Here is a 22,253-nt window from a genome sequence, read left to right as displayed (position 1 = left end):
ACTCCCCGCCAACAGCACCGCGCCTCGCGCCTCCCTACCTTCATTCCCGAGAGTCCGTAGCCCTGCTCGGGAGGAAGCCGTGGCCGAAGCACCGGCGCAGACACCATTGAGCGCGCTCCGCATCGACCGCACCGCCGCGCCGCTGAAGCGACGCCGCAAGCTGCGCTGGCTCATCCCCGCCGGGCTCCTGCTCGCCGTCGTCGTCCTGATCGGCATCTCCCTCTCCCGCCGCGCCCCCACCGTGCGCGTGGCCGAGGTCCGCGAGCCACTCCCGGGCGAGCAGCAGACCGAGCTGTCCGCCGCCGGCTATGTCGACTCGCGGCGCCGCTCGGTCATCGCGCCGCAGATTGCCGGCCTCCTGGTGGACGTCGCCGTGGAGGAGGGCGAGCCCGTGAAGCAGGGGCAGGTGATTGCCCGCCTGGATGACCGTGATGCCCGCGTGGAGCTCGACCGCGCCGAGGCCGAGGTCCGTGCCGCCCAGGCCCGCCTCGCCGCCGCGCGCGCCCAGGCCCAGAACGCCCGGCGCACCACCGAGCGCACCCGCAACCTCGCGAAGCAGGGCGTCATCCCCAGCGCCGAGCTCCTGGACGTGGAGACCGCCGGCAGCGCCTCCCAGGAGGAGCTCAACGCCGCCAGCGCCCAGCTCGGCGTCGCCATCCGGGTCCGTCAGGGCGCGCGCCTGCAGCTCTCGCACACCGTGGTGCGGGCGCCCTTCGACGGCGTGGTGGCACGCAAGCTCGCGGACGCGGGCGCCATGCTCGCCCCGGCCGCGCTCGAGGGCACCGACCTGGGCGGCATCATCGAGCTGGTGGACCTGGACGCGCTGGAGGTCGAGGCCGAGGTCAGCGAGGAGCAGCTCTCCCGCATCCAGTCCGGGCAGCCCGCGCTCATCTTCCTGGACGCCTTCCCGGACCGCGCCTTCTCCGCGACCGTGGCCACCGTGCGTCCCGCCATCGACCGCTCCAAGGCCACCGCCACGGTGATGGTCCGCTTCCAGTCCGTCCCCAGGGGCGCGCTGCCGGACATGGGCGCCAAGGTGTCCTTCCTCCGCGAGCCGCTCCCTCCCGGCGCGCTGGACACGAAGTCCCAGTCCCCGCGCGTGCCCTCCAGCGCGGTGGTGCAGGACGGCGGCGAGCCCGCGGTGTGGGTGGTGAAGGACGGGCGGCTCGCGAGGCAGCCAGTGCAGCTGGGCCCGCGCGTGGGAGAAGAGGTCTCGCTGGTGGAGGGGCCTCCGGCGGGGACGCAGGTGGTGGTGGCGCCGGACTCGCGGCGGCTGCGAGAGGGCCGGCGCGTGAAGGTGGAGGCGGGGAGCGGATGAGCCTGGAAGCCGTCCCAGCCCCGCTCCCCATGGTCCGCCTGGAGGGCGTGTCCAAGACGTACCGGCGCGGCACCGTGGCGGTGCCCGTGCTGGAGGCGGTGGACCTGTCCATCGCCTCCGGCGCCTTCGAGGCCTTCATGGGCCCGTCCGGCTCCGGCAAGTCCACGCTGCTCAACCTCATCTCCGGGTTGGACCGGCCCACCACGGGCATCGTCGAGGTCGCCGGCCGCAACCTGGCCGAGCTGGACGACCGCGAGCTGAGCGACTGGCGCGCCGCCCACGTGGGCTTCGTCTTCCAGCTCTACAACCTCATCCCCGTGCTCACCGCGGCGGAGAACGTGGAGCTGCCGCTGCTGCTCACGCCGCTGTCGCGCACCGAGCGGCGCCGGCACGTGGCCGCCGCGCTGGACCTCGTGGGCCTGTCCCACCGGGTGAGCCACCGCCCGCCGCAGATGTCCGGCGGCGAGCAGCAGCGCGTGGCCATCGCCCGCGCCATCGTCACCGACCCGGACCTCATCATCGCGGACGAGCCCACGGGCGACCTGGACCGCAAGGCGGCCGAGGCCGTGCTGGACCTCTTCGGGGTGCTCCACCAGTCGCTGCACAAGACGCTCGTCATGGTGACGCATGACCCGCACGCCGCCGAGCGGGCCGGGCGGGTGCACCACCTGGAGAAGGGGGTGCTCCAGTGAACTACGTCCGGCTCGCATGTCGCGACCTGCTGCGCAACCCGCTTCGCCTGGCGCTCACCATCCTCGCGGGCGCGGTGGGTGTGACGGCCTTCATCTTCCTGCGCACCGTCATCGACATCTTCTACTTCGGCGCGGAGGCGGCGCAGGTGGACCGGCTCATCGTCCGCAACAAGGTGTCCCTCACGCAGCCGCTGCCGCTGTCCTACTACGCGCGCATCGCCGCGCTGCCGGGCGTCACCGCCGTGACGCACCAGGAGTGGTTCGGCGGGACGCTGGGCGAGACGCAGAAGGACTTCTTCGCCAACTTCGCCGTCGACCCCAGCACCTTCCTCGACGTGTTCCCCGAGTTCCTCACCCAGCCCGCGGAGCTGTCCGCCTTCCGCAGCGACCCGTGCGGCGCGCTGGTAGGCGAGAAGCTGGCGCGGCGCTTCGGCTGGAGGACGGGAGACCGGGTGACGCTCAAGGGGCAGATATACCCGGGCGACTGGACATTCACCGTGCGCGGCATCTACACCGGGGCGCGTCCCAGTACGGACACCACCGCGTTGGTGTTCGGCTACCGCTGCCTCAACGAGAGCGCGCAGCTGCCCAAGGCCATGAAGGACACGGTCGGCATCTACGCGGTGCGGGTGGATGACCCGGCGCGCTCGGCCCAGGTGTCGGCGGCCATCGACGCCATGTTCGACAACAGCCCGTACCCGACGAAGACGGAGAGCGAGAAGGCCTTCCAGCTCGGCTTCGTGGCCATGTCGTCCGCCATCCTCACCGCGGTGAAGGTGGTGTCCACCGTCATCCTGCTCATCATCCTGCTGGTGATTGGCAACACGCTGGCCATGGGCGTGCGCGAGCGCACGCGCGACATCGCCACGCTGCGCGCCATGGGCTTCCGCCCGCGCACGGTGGTGATGCTGGTGCTGGCCGAGTCCTCCTTCATCGGCTTCGCGGCCGCGGCGCTGGGCGTGCTGGCCGCGCCGTCGCTGGTGAATGGCTTCGCGCGGCTCATCGCCTCGCAGTTCGGCCAGCTCCCGGACAACGTGATGCGGGGGCGCACGCTCGTCCTGTCCGCGCTCGCGGCGGTGGTGGTGTCGCTGCTGGCGGGAATCGGGCCCGCCCTGCGCGCGGTGCGCCTGCCGGTGGCGGAAGGCCTGAGGAAGGTGGCCTGAGCCATGGTGCCGCTCTTCTACAACGCGCGCAGCCTCTGGGCGCGCCGGCTGTCCACGGGCCTGACGGTGGTGGGCCTGGGGCTGGTGGTGTTCGTCTTCTCCGCGGTGCTGATGCTGGCCAATGGCATTGAGTCCGCGCTCGCCTCGGGCGGGGATGCGTCCAACGCCGTCATCCTGCGCAAGGGGGCCACGGGTGAGCTCGTCAGCGGGTTGGAGCGGGACGCGGTGCGCATCCTCACCACGGACCCGGCGGTGGCCTCCGGACCGGACGGCGCGCCGCTGGTGTCCGGTGAGTTGGTGGTGCTGGTGACGCTGCCGCGCGGGGGGACACAGGAGATGAACACCACCGCGCGGGGCACCGGCCCGGAGAGCTTCACGGCGCGGCCGGAGGTGCGGCTCGTCTCCGGGCGCAAGCCCCGGCCGGGCACGAATGAAGTCGTGCTGGGCCGTGCGCTGGTCGGCTCCTCACCGGACGCCACCCCGGGCGGTGAGCTGCGCTTCGCCCAGCAGCGCTGGCCGGTGGTGGGCGTCTTCGAGGCGCGCGGCGGCGCCTTCGAGTCCGAGCTGTGGGGTGACGCCACGCGCCTGGGCGCGGCCTTCGGGCGGGACGGGTACAGCTCCGCGCTGGTGCGGCTGCGCTCACCCGCGGCGATGGAGGCCTTCGTGAAGCGCGTGGCGGCGGACCCGCGCTTCACGCTGGAGGCGAAGCCGGAGCCCGAATACTGGGAGGACCAGGCCAGTGGGCTGGCGACGTTCATCCGCGTGCTGGGCCTGTTCGTGTCCCTCGTCTTCAGCGTGGGCGCGGTGCTGGGGGCGATGATTACGATGTACGCCCAGGTGGCGACGCGCATCGCCGAGCTGGGCATGCTGCGCGCGGTAGGCTTCCGGCGCCGCAGCGTGCTGGCCAGCGTGGTGGCGGAGTCCGCCATGCTCGGCGCGGCGGGCGGGGTGCTCGGCGCGCTGGGGGCGCTGTCCACGCGGTGGATTCACATCCGCACGCTGAACTTCCAGACCTTCGCCGAGGTGAGCTTCGGCTTCACGCCCACGCCGGGCATCGTCGTGGGCGCGCTGCTGTTCGGCACGCTGATGGGGCTCATCGGCGGACTGTTGCCCGCCCTGCGCGCGGCGCGCCTGTCCATCCTCGACGCGCTGCGGGCCTGAGCGTGGGGCTCACGCCGCCTTGGAGACCTGCACGGCGAGCGGCTGCGGGCCCGGGTGCGGCGCCGCCGTCACGGGCCGCGAGGTCAGCGCCTTCCAGAACAGCTTCGGCGAGAAGATGGACGTGGGCGGCCGGAGCATGTGCATCACCTCCATGAAGGTCCGCACGGCCTCGTCGTCCTTCGCGGTCAGCCGCTGGAACCGCTCGCCGTACCAGTACAGGAAGCTGCTCCCCAGGGGCCGCAGCTCGCCCAGCTCGGGCAGCCGGAAGTCCTCGGTGGTGGACAGGGCCCAGGGCACCTTCAGGAGCTGGCCGGCGCGCGCGAAGTAGCGGCGCGACAGCCCGTCCAGGCCCTTGCGCAGGCACTCGCCCAGCGCCTCCACGAGCAGCGCGCTGGAGGTGATGCCCTGGCCATAGATGGGGTTGAACGAGCAGAACGCGTCACCCACCACCACCAGCCCCTCGGGGACGCGGGGCAGCCGCTCGAAGTGGCGCCACTGGCTGTGGGAGAAGCGGTAGCTGAGGATGGGCCCGAGCGGCTCGGCCTGCTTCAGGGCCTCGTACAGGTGGGGCTGCGCCAGGGAGCGCGCATACGCGAGGAAGCCCTCCTCGTCCGTGGGCGGGTAGTCCTTGAGCCAGCCGCACAGCGTCACCGTCCACCGGTTTCCCTCGATGGGGATGATGGTGCCGAAGCGCCGGTTCGTCGGGAGCTCGGCGGAGACGATGAGTGACTTCCACCCCGCGTCGAAGCCCGGGGGAATGCGGTACAGGCGCGTGGCGTAGCCGACGTCAATCTGGATGCGCGTCTCCTCCACGCGTGGGCAGCCCAGGGCCTCCAGCCACTGCGGCATCCGGCTCCCCCGGCCGCTGGCATCCACCACCAGGTCCGCCTCCAGCCGCGCTTCTTCCGTGCTACCGGGCGCGCGGACCTTCAGGCCGGTGACGCGGGTGCCGTCCGCGGCGTGCAAGAGGCCCGTGACGTCGTGCCGGTCGAGGATGCGCACGTTGGGGAGTGCAGCGAGCATGGTGCGCACGCGCCACTCGAAGAGGGGCCGCGTCTGCGAGTACATGGTGACGCGGCTGGGGACGCGCTTGCGCCAGACGCCGGCCACGTGCCACGCGCCGTCGGCGGCCATGTCCAGCGCCTGGGCGCCGGCGGCCTGCAGGTCCTCCATGAGCCCTGGGAAGATGGCCGCCGCGATGTCCATTCCCCGCTTGAGCAGGATGTGCGTCTGCGTGCCTTGGGGGACGCCCTTGCGGACGAGGGGAGTGTCCTCCAGGCCATCCCGCTCCACCACCGTGACGCGCTCGAAGTGCCGCGCGAGCAGCCCCGCGGTGAGCAGGCCGGCCATGCTGCTCCCGCACACGATGGCGTGGCGGGGGGACGTAATGGGGGGAGAGGGAGGACGCATGACGACACCTCACGCTTGGAGAAAGCGGGGACGCTACGTACCGGAAGCCCGCATCATTTATACACGCGCACAGAACAGGTCCTTGCGGACCGGGGGTCTGTCTCACACCCGACCGAAGAGTCGGCGCGGCTCCCAGAGTGGGCGAGTGACACCCACGACGAGCGGGTGGCTGAGCAGCAGTGCGAGCACCGCGCCTCCGGTCAGGGTGAGCAGGACACCCGTCACACCGTGTAGTTCGGAGAAGACACCGGCCTGTTCGACACCGCGCACCACGAATCCATGCAGCAGGAAGGGCGGCAGGCTCCGTGCGCCCAGAAGGGTGAGGACACTGTCGCCTCGGGGACACACCCTGAAGAGCGCCCACGTCAGCGCGAGCGCGCAGCCGAGGAGCGCGAGCCGCGTGGCCATGCCGGTGAGCGGGGCCACGCCGAGCGCCGTGTAGCTGGCGCTGCCGTACAGCCACTGCGGGTTCGGAGCCGCGAGCGTCCCGGAAGCGATGGCCCAGACGCCTCCGCCCAGCGCGACGAACAGGGCCGCGGCGAGCACGCGGTGCCGCGGGCCTTCACCCAGCAGCCACTCCCTCCGGGCCAGGTGGCCGGCGACGAAGCAGGGGAAGAACACGAACGTCCGCGAGAGGCCGAAGAGATAGCCCACCCACGGCAGCAGGCCCGCTCCGACGGCGACGAGGACGGACAGCAGCAGCGGCGCCGGCAGGCGGCGAAGCAGCGGCAGCACGAGCCGCCAGCACGCCAGGCTCCACAGGAACCAGAGCAGCCAGTACGGCTGCAACAGCCACGTGCGGCTCAGGCCCCTGCCGAGCACCCACGCGTCGAACGCCACGTACAGCACCTGGAAGATGACGAGCGGCGCGAGCAGCGACCACGCGATGTTGGCCAGGGCCTTCCGGCTCCATTCCGCGCGCGACAGGTGCCCGGAGAGGAAGGCGAAGGCGGGGATGTGGAACAGGTAGAAGGCCGTGTAGAGCGCCCGCGCCAGCGGCTCGCGGGCGAGCAGCGGCTCCAGCGAGTGTCCCATCACCACGAGCGCGATGAGCACGCCGCGCACGTTCTCCAGCAGGGACACTCTTGCAGGGGTCGTCACACCGGCGTCATACCGGTGCGGGCGGGGCTCGCACAAACCCCGGCTTCACGAGGCGTGCGACGACGTCGCGGAAGGCGCGAGGGGGTCGGCCCGTGATTCGAAGCACGGCCTCCGTGGTGCGGTCCTCGGTACCACGAGCGATGGTGCCCTCCATGCCGGCCAGCAGCGCCGCGTAGGTGTCGGGAATGCCGGCGGCGGCCATGTGCACGCGGGCCTCTTCGACGGAGACCGCCTGGTGCTCGATGCGCCGGCCCAGGGCGTCGGACAGGATGGCCGCGACGTCGTCGTACGAGAGCGCCTCGGGGCCCGTGAGCACGGGTGCGGATTGGGTGGGCGCCAGCACCGCATCGACGGCGACGGCGGCGATGTCCGCCACGTCGATGAAGCCGACGCGGGCCTGCCCGGTGGCGGTGACCATCCGCCCGTCCCTGGCAATCCCCTGCGCCAGGTGGTGGCGCGCGTCGAAGAAGTTCTGCATGAACCAGGAGGGACGCAGCACCGTCCAGGCGGGAGCCCGGGTCCGCAGCGCCGCGTGGACGGCGCCGAGCCCCGTGGGCCCCTCCTCCACGGCCGAGGAGGAGAGGAAGACGAAGTTCCGCACGCCTCGCGCGATGGCCCGGTCGATGAACGGCACCATGACGTGGGAGGGGTCCCCGTCCATCGCGGGCGCCACGAGGTATGCGGCCTCGACGTCGCGAAGGGCCTCCTCGTGGGTCTCGGGACGCTCCCAGTCGAACACCGCATGGTCGCCGTCGCGCGGACTCCGGCTCGCGGTCCGCACGAGGACGCCGCGCTCTCGCAGGCCACCGGCCACGAGCGCTCCGGTCTGCCCGGTTCCTCCGAGGACGAGCGCCCGCATCAGCTCACCCCCAGGCTGCTGGCCACCTGGGCCAGTCCGCCGAAGGACTCGAAGGCGGGGAGGGGGCTCCAGTACTCGCGGTAGCGGACGATGCGTCCGTCGCGGCAGTGGATGAAGAAGACGTAGTCCTGCTCGTAGGGCTTCGAGGTCGACGCAATCGTCGCGGAGCCATGGGCCTCGCCGATGGCGACGTCCGAGTCGCTGGTGGCGTAGCGGCGCACGTTGCTGAAGGTGAGGTTCCGGAACACCTCCGGCGTGCGGGAGAAGTAGGCCCGGATTGCCTCCTTGCCCACGAACCCGCCTGGCAGGCTCGTGCCGACGGCGTACGGGAACTCCACCGTGGCGTCGTCGGCGAAGAGCGTGAGCCAACGCTCGATGTCGGTGCCAATCAGCGCGAGGTGGGCGTCGAGTGCCTCCAGGGCGTTGCGGGGCTTCGGGTCGTGGGACATGGCGGTCTCCTCCAGGGGGTCACGGCGCCGTGAAGGCGCCTTCCGTGTGGAGGGGAAGGTAGAAGGGCCCGCTGTGCAGCGCGTCCGCAGTGCCGTTCCGTGCGTCCGGCGCGGGCCCGCGGCCAGGCCCGGTGTTATGTTTGCGCCCATGATGTCCGCGTTCGATGAGCTGTCCCGCTCGCTGGGTGTTCGTGGCAGTGCCATCGCCCACCTGGAGCTTGCAGGGCGTTGGGGCAAGCACCGGCTCCAGGAGCCCGGAAGGGCGCGCCTGTACGCGACGCTCGGAGGCGAGGGGCTGCTGGAATTGCCCCGGCAGCGTGTCCACCTGAAGCCCGGCGAGCTGGCCTTCCTGCCTCGCACGGATTCGCACATCGTCCGGGATGCGCCGACGACGCACGTCACGCGCGGCGGCAGTGCCTGTGAGGGCATGCGCCAGGTGTCCGCGAATGCCTGGGCGAACACGCGGGAGCCCGGAGCGCGCCTCGTCATCGTCGACTTCGAGCTCGACACACGGGATGCGCCGTGGCTCGGCCTGCTGTCTCCGCTGGTCGTGGTCTCCGGCGAGGACGGCGGCCTCGGTCGCTGGCTGCGGGAGACGCTGACGTTGCTCGCGGGGGCGCATGAGCTGTCCGCCTCGCTGCGGCAGGAAATCGCGACGACGTGGGCCCATGCCCTCTTCGCGCACGCGCTGCGCGATGCGAGCGCGTCCCTGCCCGGGGCGGATGCGGTGCGCGACGAGCGCGTCGTGGCCGCGCTGGTGCAGGCCCGCGCGCGTCCTGAGGAGGACTGGGAGTTGGGGGCGCTCGCGGCCCGCGTGGGCGTGTCCCGCTCGGTGCTCGCGGAGCGGACGACGGCGCTCCTGGGCGAGCCCCTGGGCCACTACCTGCGTCGGTTGCGAATCGACCGCGCCGCGACGCTGCTCGTGTCCAGCGATGCGCCGGTGAAGACCATCGCCGCGCGCGTCGGGTACGACAGTGAGTCCGCGTTCGCTCGCGCCTTCTCACGGGTGCGGGGCAGCAGCCCCACTGTGTGGCGGCGAAGCCATCGCGGCGGCGTCATGGAGGATGGTCACCGTCCGGCAGCGCGGAACGGGTGAGTCAGGGGCCCTGGAAGCCCTTCGCGCGGAAGGTGAGCACGAGCGTGTCCCGGTGGCCCGTGCCACCCAGCGGCTGGATGGGCGTGCTCTCGTGAATCACGCGCTCGTCGTCGAGCAGCAGCGCGGACCAGGGCTCGGTGAGCGTGAAGCGGATGCCGCTCGGCCCGGCCGCTTCGAATACGCGTGTCTCGCCGCCCTTGATGCCCTCGCGGCCCGTGAGCAGCACGGCGACGAAGTCCACGCCGTCGCGGTGCGCACCCTCGGGCGTCGGCCGGCCGATGCCATCCGTCGTGTCGATGCGGAACTGATGCGCCTCCACGTACCAGGGCTGTGCCCCCTTCAACCCGGAGCAGCACGTCCCCAACTCGCTCAGCAGCCGGGACCACGCGGGCTGCGAGATGACGCCCGGGGAAATCGGCTCGAACCAGCGCTCCAGCCCGCCGTGCAGCGCGTTGTACTCGACGGGCTGCCAGTGCGCGCGGTGCGGCACCTGGGAGACCGAGGCGCCGTCCACGACGAAGCACGAGTGCCGGCGTGAGCGATAGCGCCCACCGTCCCGCAGGTACCCGTCGAGCGGCAGGTCGTTCCATGTCGGCAGCAACGCGTCGAGCTCGGCAGCCGGTGTGTGCACCAGCTCGCACAGGCCCGCGCGGCTGAGGACGGCGTAGCCGCGCTCGCGCAGGACGGAGAGGACAGCCGAAGGAGACGTGACGGGCGGCGAGAAGCTCATGGGCGTGACGGGGGCGGTGCTGCCGCGGACCATGACGGCAGGGCGCGCACGTTGCAAGCGCGCGGGCCCCCGTGCGCGCAGCGGCCGGAGATGATGGCGCCACGCGAATTCTCCGCGCCCTCCGCGTGCGGAAGCGCTGACGGCGCATTGCAGCAGAGAATCCTGTGACTTCTGGGAATCCACGGAGGTGCTACCGTCCCGCCACTGTCCGGGGCTGTCGCCCGCGCACAGGCGTGCCGGCGCGGACGGGCCCGTTTCCCGAGGAGAAGACTGTGAGCCGACCTGTAGAAGCGCGCCCGTCCCCGGGCGTCGTGCGGTCCGTCCGGAATGCCTCCCGTGCACTGGGGGCTTCGTGTGTGTTGCTCGTCCCGTTTCTCGCCTGGTGCGCCGGGCCTGACGCCTCGCGGGGGACGCGGCTCGCCAGCGCCGCGCAGCCGGAGACGGCGCAGGGCAGGGACGACGAGCGGTCGGCAAGGCCGGTGCCGCGCGACGTGCGGGAGATGCTGCGCGAGATGAATGCGGGGAACGTGGAGAACACCATCCGCACGCTCGTCTCGTTCGGCACCCGCAACACGCTCTCCGTGCAGGACGACCCGGCGCGCGGCATCGGCGCCGCGCGCGACTGGCTCCGCTCGCGCTTCGAGGCCATCGCCGCCACCTCGGGCGGGCGCATGACGGTGGAGCTGCAGAGCTACGTGCAGGCGCCCGCCTCGCGCATCCCCGTCCCCACCGTCATCACCAACGTCGTCGCCACGCTGAAGGGGAAGCAGGCCGCGTCCGAGGGCCGCGTCTACGTCGTCAGCGGCCACTACGACTCGATGTGCGGCGACCCCATCAACCCCACCTGCGACGCGCCCGGCGCCAATGACGACGCCTCGGGCGTGGCCGCCGTGCTGGAGATGGCGCGCGTCATGGCCACGCGCGAGTTCGACGCCACCATCGTCTTCATGGCCGTCGCGGGCGAGGAGCAGGGGCTCTACGGCTCCACGTACTTCGCCACGCAGGCGAAGGCGGCGGGGCGCAACATCGCAGGCATGTTCACCAACGACATCATCGGCAGCTCGCGCGCGGATGACGGCTCTTCGGACCCGTTCACCGTCCGCGTCTTCGCGGAAGGTGTGCCCACGGCCGAGACGGCCACGGAGGCCAACACCCGCCGCTCGGTGGGTGGAGAGAACGACTCGCCCTCGCGTCAGCTCGCGCGCCTGGTGAAGGACGTCGGAGAGAACAGCGCCACCGGCATGCGGGTGAACATCATCTACCGCAGGGACCGCTACCGCCGGGGCGGGGACCACATCCCCTTCCTGCAGCAGGGCTACCCGGCGCTGCGCTTCACCGAGCCGCACGAGAACTACGCCCACCAGCACCAGGACGTGCGCAGTGAAGATGGCACCGTCTTCGGCGACCTGCCCGAGTTCGTGGACTTCGCGTACATCACCCGGGTGGCCCGGGTGAACGTCGCCGCGCTCGCCGCCCTCGCCCGCGCGCCGGCCGTCCCCGCCAACGCGCGCATCATCACCGCGAAGCTCACCAACGACACCGAGCTGGCCTGGGACGCGAACCCCGAGCCGGACGTCGCGGGCTACGAAATCGTCTACCGCGAAACCACGGAGGCGCTCTGGACGCACGTGCTCCCGGTGGGCAACGTGACCACCTACACGGTGCCGGGCCTGTCCAAGGACAACTACTTCTTCGGCGTGCGTGCCGTGGACAAGGACGGCCACCGCAGTCCGGTCGCCTTCCCGAAGCCCGTGCCCTGACGGACGCTCCCGGCCAACACTCCCGGTGTGCGGGGCGGGGCGGCAAGCCATGGGAATGACGGGCGCCGTGGGGTGTTGCCGGCCCGCCTTCGACCGCAGGGAGATGAGGACATGCGCAGGGTGTTCATCGCGTCGCTGTTGACCGGGCTCTTGACGGCCCCCGTGGCCCTGGCCGAGGAGGACCCCTTCCTCTGGCTGGAGGAGGTGCAGGGGACGCGGGCGCTGGAGTGGGTGCGCGCGCAGAACGCGAAGACACTGGCGGTGCTGGAGAAGGACCCGCGCTTCGAGACCTTCCACGCCGAGGCGCTCACCTTCCTCACCGCCACCGACCGCATCCCCACCCCCGACTTCCGGGCCGGCGGCGTGGACAACTTCTGGCAGGACGCGCGCAACCCACACGGCGTGTGGCGGCACACCTCGCGCGACAGCTACGCGAGCCCCACCCCTGAGTGGCGCACGGTGCTCGACCTGGACGCGCTGTCGAAGACCGAGGGCACGAACTGGATATGGAAGGGCAGTGACTGCCTGCCGCCCGCGGACCAGCGGTGCCTGCTGCGGCTCTCCGACGGCGGCAAGGACGCGGTGTCGGTGCGCGAGTTCGACGCCGCGGCCGGGAAGTTCGTGGACGGCGGCTTCCGGCTCCCGGAAGGCAAGCAGTCCTCGGAGTGGCTGGACGCGGACACGCTGCTGGTCGGCCGGGACTGGGGCGGGGGCACGCTCACCGAGTCCGGCTACCCCTTCGTGCTCAAGCGCTGGAAGCGCGGCACGCCGCTGGAGGAGGCGCAGGAGGTGTTCCGCGGCGAGCGCACGGACGTGCAGGCCTCGCCCCTGCTGCTGCGGGACTCCGAGGGCCAGCTCCAGGGCGTGCTCGTCAATCGCGCCGTGACGTTCTTCGAGTCCGAGTTCTACCTGCTCGGCGACGCGGCTCCCACGCGCGTACCCCTGCCGGGGAAGGCCTCCTTCCAGGCCTTCATGTCAGGCCGGGTCCTCTTCACGCTCCAGGAGGACTGGGGCCGCTTCAAGCAGGGCGCGCTGCTCGCGTACGCCCTCGCGGACCTGAAGAAGGACGCCGCGTCGGCACGCCCCTCGCTGGTCGTGCAGCCGGGGCCGCGCCAGTCCATCGACGGCGTCTCCGCGACGCAGTCGCGGCTGCTGGTCAACATGTACGAGGACGTGAAGGGCTTCATCGACGTCTACACGCCCGTGAAGGACCGCTGGACGCGGACACGGCTGGCGCTGCCGAAGAACGCCTCCGTCGGACTCACCGCGACGTCGTCCGCGCATGACCACTTCTTCGTGAAGTCCCAGGGCTTCCTCGAGCCCACGGCGCTGTGGCTGGGAGATGCCGGGACACAGACGGTGAAGAAGGTGAAGTCGCTGCCGGCGCGCTTCAACGCCTCCACGCACCGGGTGGACCAGTACCAGGCGGTGTCGAAGGACGGCACGCGGGTGCCGTACTTCGTGGTGCGCTCGAAGACGCGCAAGCTGGACGGGACGACGCCCACGCTGGTGTACGGCTACGGCGGCTTCCAGGTGTCCAAGCCGCCCGTGTACCAGCCGGAGGTGGGCAAGCTCTGGCTGGAGCGCGGCGGCGCCTACGTCGTCGCCAACATCCGGGGCGGCGGCGAGTTCGGCCCCCGCTGGCACCAGTCCGCGCTGCGCGAGCACCGTCAGCGGGCGTTCGACGACTTCGCGGCGGTGCTGGAGGACCTCGTCCGCCGGAAGGTCAGCTCCCCGCGCCGCATGGGCATCTACGGGCGCTCCAACGGCGGCGTCCTCACCAGCGTGGAGCTGACGCAGCATCCCGACCTGTTCAACGCGGCCGTCATCGAGAGCCCGCTCATCGACATGTTGCGCTACCACAAGCTGCCGGCCGGCGCGTCGTGGGTGGGCGAGTACGGCAACCCCGAGGTGCCCGGGGACGCCGCGTTCATCGCGAAGTATTCCGCCTACCAGAACCTGAAGCCGGGCGTGCGCTACCCCAAGCCGTACATCACCACCAACACCAAGGACGACCGCGTCCACCCGGGCCATGCACGCAAGTTCGCGGCGCGGCTGGAGGCCATGGGGCTGCCGTACCTCTACTTCGAGAACACCGACGGCGGTCATTCCAACGACGCGGACCCGCTGCTCAACGCGCGCCGCTGGGCGCTGCACCACGTGTACCTCGCGCAGCAGCTGATGGACTGAGCGTCGGGCCAGTGGGGCGCAACGCGCTCGCGTGGAGGGCATATCGCTCCCCCGTCGAAGCGCTTGCGCCACGAGGGGCATCCCGGGGTGCGGGGAATGCGGCCGGGAAATTCCCGGGATGACGTCGTTCCTCCAGCTGACGGGCCACGCATCGTGCGCGGTCCGCACCCTGGAGTCACTCATGTCGAGAAGTCGATTCCCCCTGCATCGCTCGTGGCTGGGCGCGGCGTCCCTGGCCGTGGCCCTGAGCACCGCTTGCGGAAGCCCTCCGGACGTCCCCGCGCCGGAGAGCCCGGAGGCGCCCGCCGACGCACTGCCCATCTCGCTGGATTCCGCCTTCGTCGCCGTGCCCCGGGCGGTGAGCACATTCCAGAAGCAGCAGGTGGAGCAGAAGCTCCAGGGCGTGGTGGACGACTCCGGCACCAGCTTCTACCTGGCCATCCGGCGCAGCGAGCTGGCGCAGCGGTGGTTCATGTCCGCGTTCCTCAAGCAGGCCCACCCGGGCGGCGTGCTCTACTACGCGGCCTCCTCGCTGGGCACGCGCGTGGTGAGCTTCAAGGAGCAGAACGGCAAGCTCTTCGTCCTCGACGTGGCGAACGGCAAGGCCATCAGCGACGTGTTCGACCCGGACCTCCTGGTGGAGGCGTACCCGGTCGTCACCGACCACGGCCCGTTCAACCGCACCCGAGGCTCGGACCAGTACGTGCTCATCGACCCGACGGCGGGTCTCAACCGCTTCGGCGTGGTGGGTGACTTGCTCGGGCCCCAGCGCATCCCGTTCAACGTGGAGCTGAGCTTCGCGCAGCGCTTCCGCACCCTGGCGGACGGCATCTCCTTCGAGCAGGTCTACACCGGCTACATGGACGTGCCGGACGACCTCGCGCACTACTTCCTGGAGAACAACCCGTACCGCAGCTCCGGCACGCTCTCCCTCTCCCTGCGCAAGTACAGCGAGGGCGCGGGCTTCACGCCCACGCCGCGGCCGGACGTGGACCACTACTTCCTCAGCGATGAGCAGCTCATCATCAACAGCGGGGGCTGGACCGAGCAGACGCCGGTGAAGTGGAACATCCGCCCGGGCATGAAGCCCATCCGGTGGAACATCACCCCCACCATCCTCAAGCTGCAGAACGACCCGCGCTACCAGCAGTACGACGTGGTGGGCGCGGTGAAGCGCGGCATCGAGGGCTGGAACCAGGTGTTCGGCTTCAAGGCGCTGGAGGCCGTCGTCGCGGACAGCACGCAGAGCTTCGCGGACGACGACAAGAACTTCCTCATCTTCGACACGGATGAGGGGATGCCCTTCGCCTTCGCGAACATGCGCACCAACCCCAACACCGGCGAGATTCGCGGCGCCAGCGTGTACCTGCCCGCGCTGTGGCTGGTGCTGTCGGACCTCGACTACAGCGACGACGCGGGCGAGGCCGCGCACACGGACGTCCCTGCGCCGCACACGGCCCTGCGCATGGGCTGGGCCGGCATGACGGGCGGCACGCTGTGCGACCTCGCGGTGCCGAAGGCGGGCGCCCTGTCCGCGTCACCGGCGCTCGCCTCGCTGACCAAGAAGCAGAAGGTGGAGGCCAACCTCACCAACGTGGTGCTGCACGAGATTGGCCACACGTTGGGTCTGCGCCACAACTTCGCGGGCTCGCGGGTGTACGAGGGCGGCCCCACGACGCTGCGCTCCACGTCGGTGATGGACTACATCGTCGGGGAGGACACCGTTTATGGAACCGCGCCCGGGCCGTATGACGTGGAGGCGGTGCGCTACCTCTACGGGCTGTCCACGCAGCCGCCCACGCTCGCGTTCTGCACGGACCCGGACACCGCGGTGGACCCGTACTGCAACCGGGATGACCGCTTCGATGACCCGCTCACGAAGTGGTACGTCCCCGAGTTCCACGACCTCATGACGCGGGTGATGTACAGCACGGCGAACCTGGACCGCCAGAAGCCCCTGCTCGGCTACTACCTGAACCCCGTGCTGCAGTTCGTGCGCGCGGGTAACGCGCAGGCGCAGGTCACCGCGTACCAGCTCGCCCTGGCCCAGGTCCGGCCTCCGCTCCAGGTGCCCGCGGGCGCGCCCCCGCACTACGCCGCCCGGGCGGATGAGCTGGCGCGGTTCACCCTGTCTCGCCTGTACCTGGACCCGGCGGCGGACCGCGGCTTCTTCAAGGCCAACCCGCCCAACTCGTCCACGCTGTTGCCGCTGGTCCTCGCCGACCTGAAGGCCATCCTGCTCAACGTGGACGGTGTGCGCAGCCATGCCTCGCGCCGCACCATGGTGGACATCCTGAAGAGCCAGCAGACGCTGGCCTCGTACTCGGCGCTGCGCGAGGTGCGGGACACGCTCACCGCGCAGCTCCCGTCGCTGGGCGGTGACGAGCGCCTGCAGGTCGAGGACCTGGTGGCACGCATCTCCGCGGCCGTCTCGCCGTACTACCGCTGACGACGCGGCGCCGGCCGGTGGGCTGCCATGCCACCGGCCGTGCGCCTCGGGCGCAATGCGGCGCAGGTACGAGCGGCGTCCCACGGGAGCGTCCGGTACTCCACGCCGCCGCTGTCCCGCGCGCGACGCACACATGCACGGAAGTCGGGGGAACGAATTCCCATCGGGTGTCAGCGCGAAACTCTTTCAAGGGGACTGCACCGTTCAGCTCGACCTCACAGCGCGACCCGGAGGCCCCCGGAGGTCTCGGCAGGTGACGCCAACGACTCACAATGGGGGAGCGCATGCGGTCCAGACATGTGGAGAGCCTGTTCGCGGTGGCGTTGATGGTGACCGGGGTGGGCTGCGGCCCGGTGGATGACGCTGACGTGGACACGGACGGTGTGGTGGCCACGGCCGAGCAGGAGCTGAGGTCGGCGAATGGCCTGTCCTTCAACGGCTTGTCCTTCAACGGGATGTCGCGCAACGGCCTGTCCTTCAACGGGCTGTCCTTCAACGGGCTGTCCACCGGGGGCCTGTCGTCGTCGCAGTTCGGCACGTGGTTCCAGTCCAACCCGGCGCTCGCGGACATGGTGATGCGGTACGTGGTGCGCTGCGCGGTGCCGGCGGGCGGGGTGCGCGGCTACACGGACCCGCATACGGGGCGGGCGTATACGTGGTTCGGGTTGCTCGGCCTCGCACCGGACTGGGCGCAGGGGCAGAAGGCCACCACGGTGGAGCAGCAGGTGGTGTCGGCCTGCCTGGCCGCGCACACCAACAAGCGGGGCATCTCCATGGCCATCTCCGTGCTGGGCGAGAACGGCCGGGGCCAGCCCATTCCCTACAGCTTCGCGGAGCTGGCGGCCTTCCCCGAGCACGAGGCCTGCTTCTTCGGCAACCTCTTCACCGACGAGGGCGTCTACGTGGGCAGCGACCAGGGGCTGCTGACCGGGCGCAAGAGCTCCCTGCGGGAGTGCGCGCTCTCACCGGGCCCGCTCCAGATGGAGGACAACTGTCCGCCCATGGAGCCCGTCGGGAACTGCGAGCTGCACTGCGACTTGCGGCTGCTGAGCCCCTACTACGGCCATTGCTACAAGAACGGCATCCGCTACAAGGCCCTCACCACGAGGATGCTGGCGGCGGACGTCTACGTGTGCGGTGACGGCAGGTGCCAGGTCACCGAGTCGTGCGGCCTGGGGCTCGGCTACCGGGACTGCCTGCTGGACTGCGGGCTGTGCCCGGGCGGCAACCGCTGAGGCTCCGGTCCGGAGACGCCGGCCGGGGCGGGAACCGATGCCGGCCGTGCTCCTCCTCGCAAAGGGACCTCCCGCCCTTGGGGGGCGCCGCGTCACCGTGCCAGCAGGCCCTGGGCCCGCGCCTCCGCGCGGCGTACTGTCCCGGGCCTCATGCGCACACTCTACGGACTGCGGTACTCGAGCTGGACGGAGAAGGCCCTCTGGGCGCTGGACCACCACCGGGTCTCCTATCGCTATCGCGAGCACATGCCGCTCATCGGCGAGCCCCTGCTGCGCTGGCGCACGCCGAAGGGCGTGCACCCCTCCGTTCCCATGCTGCTCGACGAGGGCGGGGCCATCACCGGCTCGTGCAACGTCGCGAAGCACGCGGAGGCCCAGGGGTCGGGCGCGCCGCTCTTCCCTCCGGAAGCGGCGGAGCTCAACGCCCGCTGGGAGGAGACGGGGGACCGCGTGCTCATGGTGGCCCGCGCGCGCGTGCTCATGGGCATGCTCTACAACCCGCGCGCCCAGCGGGAGAGCCTGCCCGGCTTCGTGCCCGGCTTCCTCCGGGGGGTGATGGCGCCCACCGCGAGGATGGGCGTGCACTTCATCGGCCGGAAGCACCGGGCCGCCTTCGACGTGGACTCCGCCATCCTGGAGACCGTCGTCCCCGCGTTGGAGCGGCTCCGCGCCGAGCTGCGCGGCCGGCCCTACCTGGCGGACGGCTTCACCTACGCGGACATCAACGGCGCGGCCATGCTCCAGTTCCTGCGCCCACCGGAGGACCGCTACCTGCCCCTCGGCCCCGGCACGCGCGAGGTGTGGACCCACGCCGCGCTCGCCGAGCGCTTCGCGGACCTGCTCGAGTGGCGTGACGGCCTCTACGCGAAGCACCGCCTGCGCTGACGCGCGCTGCCCCAGTCACCGCGGGTTCTCGGAGGGGTGGCTCGTCGTGTCCGTGCCTCCGACAGCGGCTCGAAGCCGCACGCCACGGACAGCGCCTGCTCCATCCTGCTGCCCGGGATGAAGGGGCCCCAGGGGCTTCATCCCGCGCACGCCGAGGACCCTGCTCCCAGCACCTGCTCAGGGCTTCTGCCCGCCCCCCTGCGGCGGTGGTGCGCCCTGGCCCATTCGCTGGCGAATCAGCTCCTGAATCTGCTCGGGCGTCTTGCCCTGGAAGTCCTCGGGCTTGAGGCCGCCCATGGGGGCGCCCGGGGGCGGGCCCTCCACCTTCCGGTAGTCGGCGGGGATGGTGAAGACCGAGTCGGGCTGCTTGCCCTCCTGGATGTTGGTGAGGTTGAACTCCATCACCCGTCCCTGGGGGTCGAACGTCTGCGCGCGCACGTAGGGGACCTCGGACAGGTCCGTGGGCCGCCACACCTTCTGGCGCAGCGGCTTGCCGTCCATACCCGGCGGCGTGCCCTCGTACACGGTGGCGGAGTGGCCGTTCACCTTCTCGGTGCCCGTCTTCTTGTAGCCCTGCTCCAGGAAGCAGGCGTCGTAGTCCTGCGTCTTCCCCATGCAGGAGCCGGGGAGCTTCACCGGCAGCTCATCCAGGCTCCGCACGGATGCAATCTTCTGCGCGTGCATCAGCGTGGTGCCGGTGCGCTTCTCGAAGTCGAACAGGATGGACATGGACATGCCGTTGCCCTGGGGCGGGCCCGGCACCTGCGTGTCCATGCGCAGCAGGCCCTTGCGCCCGTAGATGCGGCCCTTCGTCTCCGGAGGCGCCTTCTGGCCGGGCTGGGGCGACACCTTCGTGGTCGCATCCGCGGACCAGTCCGCGAGGGCGGGGGAGGCCACCAGCAGCGCGGCGGAGACGAGTCCTGACAGCCGGTGACGCAAGAAGGAGGGGCTCATGCGGGCCACCACAGTCCACGGCCCGCACGGCTGTCAAACCGCCGCGGATACGAGGACGGAAAAGCGAACGGCGCCGGCCCTTCCGTGGAAGGACGCGGCGCCGTGGCCGTGAAGCACCGTGCTGGAAGCCGTCAGCCCGGCTGGCAGACCTGGCGGAGGATGTCGAGCGACTCCAGCGCCTTGCCCGCGCCAATCACCACCGCGGACAGCGGGTCCTCGGCGAGGAACACGGGCAGGCCCGTCTCCTCGCGCAGGAGCGTGTCCAGGTTCTTCAGGAGCGCGCCGCCACCGGCGAGCACGATGCCCCTGTCGGCGATGTCACCGGCGAGCTCCGGCGGGGTGCGCTCGAGCGTGAGCTTCACCGCCTCGACGATGCCGTTGACGGGCTCCGCGAGCGCGTCGCGGACCTCGTCGCTGGACACCGTCAGGGTGCGCGGCACGCCGGCCACCAGGTCGCGACCCTTGATCTCCATGGTCATGACCTCGTCCGTCGGGTACGCGGTGCCGATGCCCATCTTGATGAGCTCGGCCGTGCGCTCACCGATGAGCAGGTTGTACTTGCGCTTGACGTACTGGATGATGGCTTCGTCCAGCTTGTCGCCGCCGATGCGCACGCTCTTGGCGAACACGATGCCGGCGAGGCTGATGACCGCGACGTCGGACGTACCACCGCCGATGTCGACAATCATGTTGCCGCTGGGCTCCGTCACCGGCAGTCCCGCGCCAATCGCCGCGGCCATCGGCTGCTCGATGAGGTAGACCTCGCGGGCGCCCGCGTTCGCCGCCGCCTCGCGCACCGCACGGCGCTCCACCTCGGTGATGCCCGAGGGGATGCCGATGATGATGCGCGGGTTGACGAGCGTCTTGCGGTTGTGGGCGCTCTGGATGAAGTAGCGCAGCATCGCCGCGGTGATTTCGAAGTCCGCGATGACGCCGTCCTTCATCGGACGGATGGCCACGATGTTGCCCGGGGTGCGCCCGAGCATCTCCTTGGCCTCCTTGCCCACCGCGAGGACCTTCTTGCCCCCGCGCGCGTCCTGCTGCACGGCCACCACGGAGGGCTCGTTGGACACGATGCCCTGGCCGCGGATGTAGATGAGGGTATTCGCCGTGCCCAGGTCGATGGCGAGGTCACGCGAAAAGAGGGTGTGAAGCCAGTCAAACATACGAGGGCGGGAACTTTCAGGGAGGCGGCGGAATTTCCCCCAGAGCGTGGGGGGAGTCGCGCGGAAGGTACTACGCGCCGCAACACGGAGGAAGAAAAGCCGGAAGCAGCTTCCACTTCAGGTTGGAGAGCAGTCGGCCAGCGGACTCGTGCCGCCCCGGGTCTCAGTGCAGGGAGGCAGACTCGGCCTGGGCCTGCTCGAAGCGCCGGGCCACCACCCCCGCCTCCTCGGGCGTCCCCTCGGGCAGCGCCCCTTGCGGCAGCGTCCCCGCCTCCTCGGCCTGCCGGTACTCGGGCGTGTGGCGGAGGGCATCGCTGGTGACGTGGAGCAGGGCGTCGCGCACGGGCTCGAACAGCAGCGCGGTGAGGTACCAGGCGGGCGCGTAGTCCAGGCGGATGAGGCCGTGCACGCTCCACCGGTGCGGCGAGTAGTCCCACGGGCAGCGGCCGAGCAGCCGCTTCAGCGCCCAGCCCGTGCCGTACTCCGCCGCGAAGATGAGGGCGGTGTAGGCCAGGGCGCGCAGGGGCCGGGGCAGGGGCTTGAGCCGGGCGGAGACCTCCTCCAGCGCCAGCGCCGTGCCTCCGTAGATGGGGTGCATCCACAGGTAGGTGCGCGCGGTGGCGCTCTTGTCCCGCTTCATGGCGGCGCCGGTCCCCGTGAACAGGACCTCCAACACCCACCCCGTACAGCCGTAGAGCAAGAATCGTGAAAGCACATCCGGAACCTAGGAATCGCTCCAGGGTTGGGGCAGTGGCGGGAGGGCCACTCCTGGCCGGCCGCCGTCAGACTGGGACTGGGAGGCCGGGTGGATGTGCTCCACCGAACGCGAGACCTGTCCGATAAGGCGAGGCGGACAAGAACCTACAAAGGATGCGGGAGTGCTTTACTCACCGGAGGGCCGCGTAATAACAGGAGGGGTGATGCGCGCGCCCGGCCACAGCTCGAGAAGGACCGGCACCGGGGGCGGAGCGCACGGGCCGTGGCTCGTCGCCATGGTGGGTGTCTTCCTGACGCTGGGCCTCGGGAGCGCCGTGCTCGCGGAGCCGGGGCCGCGGCCCGAGGTGGCGAGTCCCCATTCGGGCGCCGCCGTGGGGCCGGGAGGGCATGGCCTTCGGGGTGCCGCCGCGGCTGCCGCGCGACGACAGCCGCCCTGCCCGTGCTTCCACGGCACGGGCTTCGACACCTGGGCCGCCCTCGACGGTGCGCCGTCCCACTTCCCGGTGCACCCGAGCTGGGGCGCGGCACGCGGGCGCGGGGGCTTCCCCCCGGCCGCCTTCGCGGTGCCGCGCTGGAGCCGGGCGCGACAGGCGTCCTCGGACACGGCCATCGCCCGCCGGGTGCGCTACCCGGTGGTGTCGGTGTCCGCGCGGAGCGGCCTCGCGGACCAGCCGCCCCTCGTCACCCGTCCCCTGCGCGGGCCTCCCTCGCGCGGATGACGGCGAGCACCGCCCCGGTACGGGCGGTGCCCTCCTTCATCTCCCAGGTGTCCTCGCCGGGCCCTCGCCTCGCGGCGGCGCCGCGCGAGCCCCTCCCTCCAGGAGCCCTCCCGAAGCCGTCCCCGTGACGGCGCCAGGCGGGCCCTTCCAGCCCTGAGCCCTGGCGGGGTCGTCTCCGTGACGCTCCCTCTCCCGGCCC

19 protein-coding genes are annotated in these 22,253 nt (G+C 71.1%); 11 read left to right on the top strand and 8 right to left on the bottom strand.

All coding sequences use genetic code 11. The annotated features are described in order from the left end of the window. The first annotated feature begins 79 nt into the window (after positions 1-79). From ACX9TP_RS44255 to ACX9TP_RS44240, 4 genes are read left to right on the top strand one after another with little or no spacing between them, the layout of a single operon-like run. Positions 80-1,318, top strand: coding sequence for an efflux RND transporter periplasmic adaptor subunit (locus ACX9TP_RS44255; protein ID WP_482976734.1), 1,239 nt, complete (start codon positions 80-82; stop codon positions 1,316-1,318). After that, a complete protein-coding gene (locus ACX9TP_RS44250) occupies positions 1,315-2,010 on the top strand; it encodes an ABC transporter ATP-binding protein (protein WP_482976733.1) in 696 nt (231 codons plus the stop codon). Before ACX9TP_RS44255 ends, ACX9TP_RS44250 begins: the two co-directional genes overlap by 4 nt. Then, a complete protein-coding gene (locus tag ACX9TP_RS44245) occupies positions 2,007-3,173 on the top strand; it encodes an ABC transporter permease (RefSeq protein ID WP_482976732.1) in 1,167 nt (388 codons plus the stop codon). The genes ACX9TP_RS44250 and ACX9TP_RS44245 overlap by 4 nt, the downstream gene beginning before the upstream one ends. A gap of 3 nt (positions 3,174-3,176) precedes the next feature. Then, positions 3,177-4,334 carry an ABC transporter permease gene (locus ACX9TP_RS44240; RefSeq protein WP_482976731.1) on the top strand — a complete coding sequence of 386 codons (1,158 nt, stop codon included), beginning with the start codon at positions 3,177-3,179 and terminating at the stop codon, positions 4,332-4,334. A 9-nt stretch (positions 4,335-4,343) separates the two neighbouring features. Here the strand turns inward: ACX9TP_RS44240 and ACX9TP_RS44235 are convergent, their stop codons facing one another. The 4 genes from ACX9TP_RS44235 to ACX9TP_RS44220 form a co-directional block, all read right to left on the bottom strand. Then, complete coding sequence (locus ACX9TP_RS44235; RefSeq protein WP_482976730.1) at positions 4,344-5,684, bottom strand: NAD(P)/FAD-dependent oxidoreductase; 1,341 nt, start codon at positions 5,682-5,684, stop codon at positions 4,344-4,346. A 162-nt stretch (positions 5,685-5,846) separates the two neighbouring features. After that, on the bottom strand, positions 5,847-6,845 hold the full coding sequence (locus ACX9TP_RS44230) for an acyltransferase family protein (protein WP_482976729.1): 999 nt from the start codon (positions 6,843-6,845) through the stop codon (positions 5,847-5,849). 7 nt (positions 6,846-6,852) lie between these two features. Next, positions 6,853-7,704, bottom strand: coding sequence for an NAD(P)H-binding protein (locus tag ACX9TP_RS44225; RefSeq protein WP_482976728.1), 852 nt, complete (start codon positions 7,702-7,704; stop codon positions 6,853-6,855). Continuing rightward, on the bottom strand, positions 7,704-8,153 hold the full coding sequence (locus ACX9TP_RS44220) for a nuclear transport factor 2 family protein (RefSeq protein ID WP_482976727.1): 450 nt from the start codon (positions 8,151-8,153) through the stop codon (positions 7,704-7,706). The genes ACX9TP_RS44225 and ACX9TP_RS44220 overlap by 1 nt, the downstream gene beginning before the upstream one ends. A 148-nt stretch (positions 8,154-8,301) precedes the next feature. On the opposite strand from ACX9TP_RS44220, the gene ACX9TP_RS44215 reads away from it, so the two are divergent. Continuing rightward, on the top strand, positions 8,302-9,249 hold the full coding sequence (locus ACX9TP_RS44215) for a helix-turn-helix domain-containing protein (RefSeq protein ID WP_482976726.1): 948 nt from the start codon (positions 8,302-8,304) through the stop codon (positions 9,247-9,249). Between the two features lies 1 nt (position 9,250). Here the strand turns inward: ACX9TP_RS44215 and ACX9TP_RS44210 are convergent, their stop codons facing one another. Further along, on the bottom strand, positions 9,251-9,979 hold the full coding sequence (locus ACX9TP_RS44210) for a 2OG-Fe dioxygenase family protein (protein ID WP_482982325.1): 729 nt from the start codon (positions 9,977-9,979) through the stop codon (positions 9,251-9,253). Positions 9,980-10,335: 356 nt separating this feature from the next. Here ACX9TP_RS44210 and ACX9TP_RS44205 point away from each other — a divergent pair, with 356 nt between their 5' ends. The 5 genes from ACX9TP_RS44205 (at position 10,336) to ACX9TP_RS44185 (ending at position 18,498) form a co-directional block, all read left to right on the top strand. After that, positions 10,336-11,739 (top strand): M20/M25/M40 family metallo-hydrolase, encoded by a 1,404-nt coding sequence (locus ACX9TP_RS44205; RefSeq protein ID WP_482976725.1) that lies wholly within the window; start codon positions 10,336-10,338, stop codon positions 11,737-11,739. A 111-nt stretch (positions 11,740-11,850) separates the two neighbouring features. After that, positions 11,851-13,929, top strand: a complete 2,079-nt coding sequence (locus ACX9TP_RS44200; protein ID WP_482976724.1) for a prolyl oligopeptidase family serine peptidase — start codon at positions 11,851-11,853, stop codon at positions 13,927-13,929. 181 nt (positions 13,930-14,110) lie between these two features. Continuing rightward, positions 14,111-16,378 carry a zinc-dependent metalloprotease gene (locus ACX9TP_RS44195; RefSeq protein WP_482976723.1) on the top strand — a complete coding sequence of 756 codons (2,268 nt, stop codon included), beginning with the start codon at positions 14,111-14,113 and terminating at the stop codon, positions 16,376-16,378. A 284-nt stretch (positions 16,379-16,662) separates the two neighbouring features. After that, complete coding sequence (locus tag ACX9TP_RS44190) at positions 16,663-17,613, top strand: hypothetical protein (protein WP_482976722.1); 951 nt, start codon at positions 16,663-16,665, stop codon at positions 17,611-17,613. Positions 17,614-17,763: 150 nt separating this feature from the next. After that, entirely contained in the window at positions 17,764-18,498 is a 735-nt protein-coding gene (locus tag ACX9TP_RS44185; RefSeq protein WP_482976721.1) for a glutathione S-transferase family protein, read from the top strand. 177 nt (positions 18,499-18,675) lie between these two features. Here ACX9TP_RS44185 and ACX9TP_RS44180 read toward each other — a convergent pair whose 3' ends face one another. From ACX9TP_RS44180 to ACX9TP_RS44170, 3 genes are all read right to left on the bottom strand, one after another. Beyond that, on the bottom strand, positions 18,676-19,452 hold the full coding sequence (locus tag ACX9TP_RS44180; RefSeq protein WP_482976720.1) for a hypothetical protein: 777 nt from the start codon (positions 19,450-19,452) through the stop codon (positions 18,676-18,678). Between the two features lie 131 nt (positions 19,453-19,583). Then, positions 19,584-20,618: a rod shape-determining protein gene (locus tag ACX9TP_RS44175; RefSeq protein ID WP_011556714.1), complete on the bottom strand. Its 1,035-nt coding sequence runs from the start codon at positions 20,616-20,618 to the stop codon at positions 19,584-19,586. Positions 20,619-20,781: 163 nt separating this feature from the next. Then, positions 20,782-21,294, bottom strand: coding sequence for a putative ABC transporter permease (locus ACX9TP_RS44170; protein ID WP_482982324.1), 513 nt, complete (start codon positions 21,292-21,294; stop codon positions 20,782-20,784). A gap of 244 nt (positions 21,295-21,538) precedes the next feature. On the opposite strand from ACX9TP_RS44170, the gene ACX9TP_RS44165 reads away from it, so the two are divergent. Further along, the gene (locus ACX9TP_RS44165; RefSeq protein WP_482976719.1) at positions 21,539-22,054 is read left to right on the top strand and encodes a hypothetical protein; all 516 of its coding nucleotides are present in this window, start codon (positions 21,539-21,541) and stop codon (positions 22,052-22,054) included. The last annotated feature ends 199 nt before the right edge of the window (positions 22,055-22,253 follow it).

Source organism: Pyxidicoccus sp. M15 (assembly GCF_056858435.1).
This window is presented reverse-complemented; position numbering and strand designations above follow the sequence as displayed.

Coding starts and splice junctions, on each gene's coding strand:
- ACX9TP_RS44185 (WP_482976721.1), top strand. CDS start 17,764: ATGCGCACACTCTACGGACTGCGGTACTCGAGCTGGACGGAGAAGGCC.
- ACX9TP_RS44165 (WP_482976719.1), top strand. CDS start 21,539: ATGCGCGCGCCCGGCCACAGCTCGAGAAGGACCGGCACCGGGGGCGGA.
- ACX9TP_RS44215 (WP_482976726.1), top strand. CDS start 8,302: ATGATGTCCGCGTTCGATGAGCTGTCCCGCTCGCTGGGTGTTCGTGGC.
- ACX9TP_RS44235 (WP_482976730.1), bottom strand. CDS start 5,684: ATGGCCGGCCTGCTCACCGCGGGGCTGCTCGCGCGGCACTTCGAGCGC.
- ACX9TP_RS44220 (WP_482976727.1), bottom strand. CDS start 8,153: ATGTCCCACGACCCGAAGCCCCGCAACGCCCTGGAGGCACTCGACGCC.
- ACX9TP_RS44195 (WP_482976723.1), top strand. CDS start 14,111: ATGTCGAGAAGTCGATTCCCCCTGCATCGCTCGTGGCTGGGCGCGGCG.
- ACX9TP_RS44250 (WP_482976733.1), top strand. CDS start 1,315: ATGAGCCTGGAAGCCGTCCCAGCCCCGCTCCCCATGGTCCGCCTGGAG.
- ACX9TP_RS44225 (WP_482976728.1), bottom strand. CDS start 7,704: ATGCGGGCGCTCGTCCTCGGAGGAACCGGGCAGACCGGAGCGCTCGTG.
- ACX9TP_RS44240 (WP_482976731.1), top strand. CDS start 3,177: ATGGTGCCGCTCTTCTACAACGCGCGCAGCCTCTGGGCGCGCCGGCTG.
- ACX9TP_RS44190 (WP_482976722.1), top strand. CDS start 16,663: ATGCGGTCCAGACATGTGGAGAGCCTGTTCGCGGTGGCGTTGATGGTG.
- ACX9TP_RS44210 (WP_482982325.1), bottom strand. CDS start 9,979: ATGAGCTTCTCGCCGCCCGTCACGTCTCCTTCGGCTGTCCTCTCCGTC.
- ACX9TP_RS44200 (WP_482976724.1), top strand. CDS start 11,851: ATGCGCAGGGTGTTCATCGCGTCGCTGTTGACCGGGCTCTTGACGGCC.
- ACX9TP_RS44180 (WP_482976720.1), bottom strand. CDS start 19,452: ATGAGCCCCTCCTTCTTGCGTCACCGGCTGTCAGGACTCGTCTCCGCC.
- ACX9TP_RS44175 (WP_011556714.1), bottom strand. CDS start 20,618: ATGTTTGACTGGCTTCACACCCTCTTTTCGCGTGACCTCGCCATCGAC.